7 protein-coding genes are annotated in these 6,172 nt (G+C 60.1%); all 7 read right to left on the minus strand.

The features are described from left to right. Positions 1-1,815: Fe-S protein assembly chaperone HscA (gene hscA, locus AC1DWI_RS11205; RefSeq protein ID WP_477724842.1), on the minus strand; the 1,815-nt coding region annotated here is incomplete at its 3' end. A 30-nt stretch (positions 1,816-1,845) separates the two neighbouring features. Next, positions 1,846-2,364 carry a Fe-S protein assembly co-chaperone HscB gene (gene hscB, locus AC1DWI_RS11210; protein ID WP_477669133.1) on the minus strand — a complete coding sequence of 173 codons (519 nt, stop codon included), beginning with the start codon at positions 2,362-2,364 and terminating at the stop codon, positions 1,846-1,848. A 76-nt stretch (positions 2,365-2,440) separates the two neighbouring features. Then, positions 2,441-2,764 (minus strand): iron-sulfur cluster assembly protein IscA, encoded by a 324-nt coding sequence (iscA, locus tag AC1DWI_RS11215; RefSeq protein WP_074575253.1) that lies wholly within the window; start codon positions 2,762-2,764, stop codon positions 2,441-2,443. A gap of 41 nt (positions 2,765-2,805) precedes the next feature. Continuing rightward, positions 2,806-3,192, minus strand: coding sequence for a Fe-S cluster assembly scaffold IscU (iscU, locus tag AC1DWI_RS11220; RefSeq protein ID WP_122956871.1), 387 nt, complete (start codon positions 3,190-3,192; stop codon positions 2,806-2,808). A gap of 41 nt (positions 3,193-3,233) precedes the next feature. Next, on the minus strand, positions 3,234-4,451 hold the full coding sequence (locus AC1DWI_RS11225; protein ID WP_477669132.1) for an IscS subfamily cysteine desulfurase: 1,218 nt from the start codon (positions 4,449-4,451) through the stop codon (positions 3,234-3,236). Between the two features lie 106 nt (positions 4,452-4,557). Then, complete coding sequence (gene iscR / locus AC1DWI_RS11230; protein WP_477724843.1) at positions 4,558-5,094, minus strand: Fe-S cluster assembly transcriptional regulator IscR; 537 nt, start codon at positions 5,092-5,094, stop codon at positions 4,558-4,560. Positions 5,095-5,360: 266 nt separating this feature from the next. Beyond that, positions 5,361-6,172 (minus strand): helicase-related protein (locus AC1DWI_RS11235; RefSeq protein ID WP_477724844.1); only part of this gene is annotated, 812 nt, incomplete at its 5' end.

Below are 6,172 nucleotides of genomic sequence, written 5' to 3' on the forward strand. Positions count from 1 at the left end.
GTTCATGCGCTGGGCGGCAAAGCCTTCGGTGCCTTTGGCCAGCGCCTGGGTGGCTGCTTCGATTGCGGCCGCATCACCGTGGGCACGCATGTCGGCAAGACCGACGATCAGGCTGTCGATCTGCGCCCGCTCATTGGGGCTCAGCAAGTCGGCATCCGCCGCCAGCGCGCTTTGCGCAGCCAGAATCATTCGATCGGCATCGACCTGGGCCTCGGCCAGTGCGCGAGCCTGCATGTCTTGCTGGGCGGTCGAGAAGCTGTCTTGCAGCATGCGCGCAATATCGTCGTCCGACAGGCCATAGGAGGGCTTCACGTCGATGCGCGCCTCGACACCGCTGACCTGCTCTTTCGCATTCACGCTAAGCAGGCCGTCGGCATCGACGGTAAACGTCACGCGGATACGGGCAGCGCCCGCCACCATGGGCGGAATGCCGCGCAGCTCGAAACGGGCAAGACTGCGGCAGTCGGCCACCAGGTCGCGTTCGCCCTGCACCACATGCAGCGCCAGCGCGGTCTGGCCGTCCTGGTAGGTGGTGAAGTCCTGCGCCATCGCCGTGGGGATGGTCTGGTTGCGCGGCACGATGCGCTCAACCAGCCCGCCCATGGTCTCGATGCCCAGCGACAGCGGGATCACGTCGAGCAGCAGCAGGTCGGCGCCAGTGTTGTTGCCAGCGAGCTGGTTGGCGGAAATGGCCGCACCCAGCGCCACCACTTCATCGGGGTTGAGATTAACCAGCGGCTCGCGCCCGAAGAAACTGGCAACCGCCTTGCGCACCTGCGGCATGCGTGTGGAGCCACCTACCAGCACTGCGCCCTGAATATCTTCCTTCGCCAGCTTGGCATCGCGCAGTGCCTTGCGAACGGCCGCCAGGGTACGCTGGGTCAGGTGGGCGGTAGCGGTTTCAAAATCTTCCGCCTTCATTTCGAAGTTGACGAGGGCTTTGGCCAGTTGCACCGAAAAAGGCACAGGGTTGGCAGCTGAAAGCGCCTCCTTGCAATTGCGCGCAGTGCGCTGCAGTGCCGCCTTGTCAGACGGAGTGAGCGCATCCGCTGCAAGGCCCGCCTTGGCCAGCACCCAGTCGACCAGCGCGCGATCGTAATCGTCGCCACCAAGCGCGGAATCGCCGCCCGTGGCCACCACCTCGAAGACGCCTTGGGTCAAACGCAGTATGGAAATATCGAAAGTGCCACCGCCAAGGTCATAGACGGCGTAAACGCCTTCACTGGCGTTGTCCAGTCCATAGGCAATGGCAGCGGCCGTGGGCTCATTAAGCAGGCGCAATACATTGAGGCCAGCCAGTTGCGCAGCGTCTTTGGTGGCCTGACGCTGGGCGTCGTCAAAGTAGGCCGGCACCGTGATTACGGCGCCATAAATATCGTCATTAAAAGTGTCTTCGGCGCGGTAACGCAGCGTGGCCAGAATCTCCGCGCTGATCTCGACCGGGCTTTTCTCGCCGGCGACAGTCTGCAGCGTGACCATGCCCGGCTTGTCGTTCAACTCGTATGGCAACTGAGCGCGGCTGCCGATGTCGTCAATGCCGCGGCCCATCAGACGCTTGACAGAAGAGATGGTGTTGCGCGGATCTTCCACCTGCGCGGCCAGGGCTTCATAGCCGATTTGGCGCTTGTCGTCCTCAAGGTAGCGCACCACGCTGGGCAGCAGCACCCGCCCCTGCTCATCGGGCAGGCATTCAGACACACCACTGCGCACGCTGGCGACCAGCGAATGTGTGGTGCCCAAGTCAATCCCCACCGCGATGCGTCGCTGGTGCGGGTCGGGCGTCTGGCCGGGTTCGGAAATTTGCAGGAGTGCCATGCGCGGTTGTCGTACTTTTTCTGTAATGCTTTATTGTCCCAGCTGGTCGATGCGTGCATCAACCTCACTGGCAAAGCGCTCAATAAACATAAGGCTTCTGACCTGCTGGGCTGCGGCAGGAAAGTCCTTGTCCACGTCCAGCAGTTGCTCTATTTTTGATAGCTGCTTGCGCTCGTCAGCTGTGGCTTGGGAGGCTATTTCTTCAAAATCTTCAGTTGTTTCGGCATCGTCGAGCGCTTCGCGCCACTGCATCTGCTGCATCAGGAAGTCGTGCGGCATGGCGGTGTTGTTTTCGGCGTTAATGGGCGCACCGTTCAGCTCACACAAATAGCTCGCCCTCTTGAGCGGGTCTTTCAGCCGCTGGTAGGCCTCGTTGATGCGCACCGACCACTGCATGGCCACACGCTGGGCGGCCGTACCCTGAGCCGCGAATTTGTCAGGATGCGCTTCGCGCTGCAAATCCTTCCAGCGCGCGTCAAGCGTCGCGCGATCCTGCGCGAAGCGCTGGGGAACACCGAAAAGCTCGAAGTCGTTGGATTGGAGATTCATGCCGAGAAAAAGCCGCCAGCACAATCAGTGGAGGCGGCTTCAGTAAGGGTGCAGCACGCGATCGACCGCTCGCCCGTCAAACCCGGAAACTTTCGCCACAGCCGCAACGATCACGCTCGTTGGGGTTGATGAACTTGAAGCCTTCGTTCAGGCCTTCACGCACAAAGTCCAGCTTGGTGCCGTCGATGTAGGCCATGCTTTTCGGGTCGACCAGCACCTTGACGCCGTTGTCTTCAAACACGACATCTTCCGGTGCGATCTCGTCGGCATATTCCAGCTTGTAAGCCAGGCCGGAGCAGCCGGTGGTCTTCACGCCAAGGCGAACGCCCACACCCTTGCCGCGCTTGGTCATGTAGCGGGTCACGTGTCGGGCTGCAGCGTCAGTGAGGGTAACGGACATTTAAATCACTCGAAAAAAACAGGTGACGGGTGATGCGTTGATCAGTGCGTGTGCTTTTGCTTGTAATCGTTCACGGCGGCCTTGATGGCGTCTTCCGCCAGGATGGAGCAGTGAATCTTCACAGGCGGCAGCGCCAGCTCTTCAGCGATCGCGCTGTTCTTGATGCTTGCCGCTTCGTCCAGCGTCTTGCCCTTGACCCACTCGGTCACGAGCGAACTGGAAGCAATCGCGGAGCCGCAGCCGTAGGTCTTGAAACGTGCGTCCTCAATCACGCCCGTCACCGGGTTGACCTTGATTTGCAGCTTCATCACGTCGCCGCAGGCCGGTGCACCAACCATGCCGGTGCCTACCGATTCGTCGCCCTTTTCAAAGGAGCCAACGTTGCGGGGGTTTTCGTAGTGGTCTACCACTTTTTCGCTGTATGCCATTTTGTTTACCTCTTTAAGCTGTCTTGAATTGCGGGCCGGCCTTAGTGGGCGGCCCACTGGATGGTGGACAGATCCACGCCATCCTTGAACATCTCCCACAGGGGAGACAGTTCGCGCAGTTTGGCCACGTTTTCCTTGATGGTGGCGACCGCGTAGTCAATTTCTTCTTCGGTGCTCCAGCGGCCAATCGTCATGCGAAGGCTACTGTGCGCCAGTTCGTCGCTGCGGCCCAGGGCGCGCAGCACATAGCTGGGCTCCAGGCTGGCCGACGTGCAGGCCGAGCCGCTGGACACGGCCAGACCCTTGATGCCCATGATCAGCGACTCGCCTTCGACGAAGTTAAAGCTCATGTTCAGGTTGTGCGGCACGCGCTTGTCTGCATGGCCGTTGAGGAACACTTCTTCCACATCCTTGAGCCCGTTGAGCATGCGCTCATGCAGGGCCAGGATGCGCTTATTCTCTTCATGCATCTCGGCCTTGGCGATGCGGTAGGCCTCGCCCATGCCGACGCACTGGTGCGTGGGCAAGGTGCCCGAACGCATGCCGCGCTCATGGCCGCCACCGTGCATTTGTGCTTCAAGGCGAACGCGTGGCTTGCGGCGCACATACAAGGCGCCAATGCCCTTGGGGCCATAGGTCTTGTGCGAGGTCAGGCTCATCAGGTCGACCGGCAAGGTCGCCAGGTCGATATCAACACGGCCGGTAGCTTGCGCGGCATCGACATGGAAGATGATGCCTTTTTCACGGCACAGCGCACCAATGGCCGGGATGTCCTGAATTACGCCGATTTCGTTGTTGACGAACATGACGCTAACCAGAATCGTGTCGGGGCGGATAGCGGCCTTGAACGCCTCCAGGTCGAGCAGGCCGTCGGCTTGCACGTCCATGTAAGTCACTTCAAAACCCTGGCGTTCCAGTTCGCGGCAGGTGTCCAGCACGGCCTTGTGCTCGGTCTTGACCGTGATGATGTGCTTGCCCTTGGTCTTGTAGAAATGGGCCGCACCCTTCAGAGCCAAATTGTTGGACTCGGTTGCGCCGCTGGTCCAGACGATTTCACGCGGGTCGGCACCAATCAGGTCGGCGATCTGCTCACGCGCTTTCTCGACGGCGGCTTCTGCTTCCCAGCCCCAGGCATGGCTGCGCGAAGCGGGGTTGCCGAAATGCTCGCGCAACCAGGGAATCATGGCGTCCACTACCCGCGGGTCGCAGGGATTCGTGGCGCTGTAGTCCATGTAGATGGGAAAGTGAGGGGTGTCCATGTGGCTAGCTCTTTAAATTCACAGGCTGGCTGGCAGCGCGATCAATGAAGTCAATGCAATCGGGTCACAAAGGGATGAAGCCGGGCAGACGCCCGGCATCGCTCCATCAGGATTTGGAAAATGYATTGCCCAGTGCGAAGACCGAGTTCGGCGCATTCACGCGGATCGGCTTGACAACCGGCGCTGTGAAAATGGCTTTTTTGACCTGCGGGGTATTCTCGATCACCACGCCCTTGGCGAGCTGGTCTTCCACCAGTTTTTGCAGGGTCACGGAGTCCAGGAACTCCACCATGCGGCTGTTCAGTGAAGCCCACAGCTCGTGCGTCATGCAGCGGCCGCCTTCGCCCAGGCAGTTTTCCTTGCCGCCACACTGGGTGGCGTCGATCGGCTCGTCCACCGACACGATGATGTCAGCCACGGTGATCTCGGAAGCCTTGCGGCCCAGCGTATAACCGCCGCCGGGGCCACGGGTGGATTCCACCAGTTCGTGACGGCGCAGTTTGCCGAACAGCTGTTCGAGGTAGGAAAGGGAAATCTGCTGGCGCTGGCTGATAGCGGCCAACGTGACCGGGCCGTTGTTCTGACGCAATCCCAAATCAATCATCGCGGTGACCGCAAAGCGGCCTTTGGTCGTGAGGCGCATAACAAGCTCCTTTAAATGGCTTGACTGTCGTTTTCACCCTGAAAGCTTGTGGCTTACAGGGAACTCTTCCTCCAGCCGCCCAGGTCAGTCAACCGGTATCGCGGGGGCTTTTGTTGTTCTGGTATTGTTCTTGACTGTTTTCGTCAAGTATAACACAAGCAGGGTTTTTCCCGCTGAGACGGCCCCAAACATGGGGACTAACCCGTAGGCAGAGCCATTTAATGCACCGTTTCGGTGCATTAAATGAACCCAGGGGGCTGGTGGATCTAGGCGCGGGCTTGGCCTGCAGAGGTCAGCGGCACGACATTATCGGTGCCAGGCGCACCAAAAGCCTGTTCCTTGAGGATGTGCAGCTGGTCCCGGACCCGGGCGGCCTTTTCGAATTCGAGGTTCTTGGCGTGTTCGATCATCTGCTTTTCCAGGCGCTTGATTTCGCGGGCAATATCCTTCTCGCTCATGTCTTCCACCAACGCCTTCTGCATCTCGATTTTTTCGGCTTCCTTGCCGGATTTCTCGCTGTAGACGCCGTCGATCAAATCGCGGATGCGTTTGACCACGCTGCGCGGCGTGATGCCGTGCTCCAGGTTGAAGGCAATCTGCTTGTTGCGCCGCCGTTCGGTCTCGTCCATGGCTTTTTTCATGGAGTCCGTGATGCGGTCTGCATACAAAATCGCACGGCCGTTCAGGTTGCGGGCCGCCCGGCCAATGGTCTGGATCAGGCTGCGCTCTGCACGGAGGAAACCCTCTTTGTCGGCGTCCAGGATGGCCACCAGCGACACCTCAGGAATGTCCAGCCCTTCGCGCAGCAAATTGATACCCACCAGTACGTCAAAGGCCCCCAGCCGCAGGTCGCGCAGGATTTCCACGCGCTCGACCGTGTCCACGTCGCTGTGCAGATAACGCACCTTCACGCCGTTGTCGCTCAGGTAATCCGTCAGCTGCTCGGCCATGCRCTTGGTCAGCGTGGTGATCAACACCCGCTCATTCTTTTCGACCCGGATGCGGATTTCCTGCAGCACGTCGTCGACCTGATGGGTAGCCGGCCTCACTTCCACCTGCGGATCCACCAGTCCGGTGG

The organism is Polaromonas sp. P3_C2 (genome assembly GCF_056402675.1).